General features: G+C 34.5%; 1 protein-coding gene. It reads left to right on the top strand.

Going from position 1 to position 666, the window contains the following annotated elements; translation table 11 throughout:
- Positions 1-37 precede the first annotated feature (37 nt).
- Positions 38-412, top strand: coding sequence for a hypothetical protein (locus HMPREF1639_RS03985; protein ID WP_002416385.1), 375 nt, complete (start codon positions 38-40; stop codon positions 410-412).
- The last annotated feature ends 254 nt before the right edge of the window (positions 413-666 follow it).

Below are 666 nucleotides of genomic sequence, written 5' to 3'. Positions count from 1 at the left end.
TTTGGAACACAACAATATTGAAATGGAGGAATGAAAAATGAAAGAGTTAGAAAATGTAATGAGCCAGTTGGAAAAAGAAACTAAGAAAAAAGAACAGGTAGAAAACAAAATTAAGCAACTAAGACAAAAGAAATCACAGCTAAAAAGAAAGGCGGACACGAAACGAAAAGTAGAAAAAGGAGGCGTGTTTGAGAAATTTGAAAAACAGATAACCGGAGCAGAAGAAAGTACCGACAATGATTTAATCTATGCCTTTTTAGATTATGTACTTTCCGATAATCGAAATAGAGAAAAGCTAAAAGAACTTACAGAAATTCATTTAAAAGAAAAAGAAATCTCTTTAGAAGAAAATCCAAATCTTAAAGAGGAAAATGCAAATGATGATTTTGAAGAACTGACAGAGGAAGAATAAGGAAAACAGAAAATGTATTAGAAACTGAGATGGAGCAAAGTGAGAACATTTTAACACTTTGCTTTTTTGTGGATTTGAAAAATCTACAAAAAACAAAGTTCACAGGGGTCTAAGGGGGAGTAGCCCCCTTGAACAAATAAAAATGCTTTAGCGTTTTCGTTTCCTTAGCGGAGCTATAAGCTTTCCGCAGGAACGCAAAGCACCGTAGTCAAACGGTGTATCTTTGCGCCCTTTGAAAAAGGGAGCGAAGATAC

It is taken from the genome of Peptostreptococcus sp. MV1 (genome assembly GCF_000758885.1).
Lineage (GTDB): Bacteria > Bacillota > Clostridia > Peptostreptococcales > Peptostreptococcaceae > Peptostreptococcus.
Note: the sequence above shows the minus strand (reverse complement) of the source record. Positions and strands in the feature narration are given on the sequence as shown.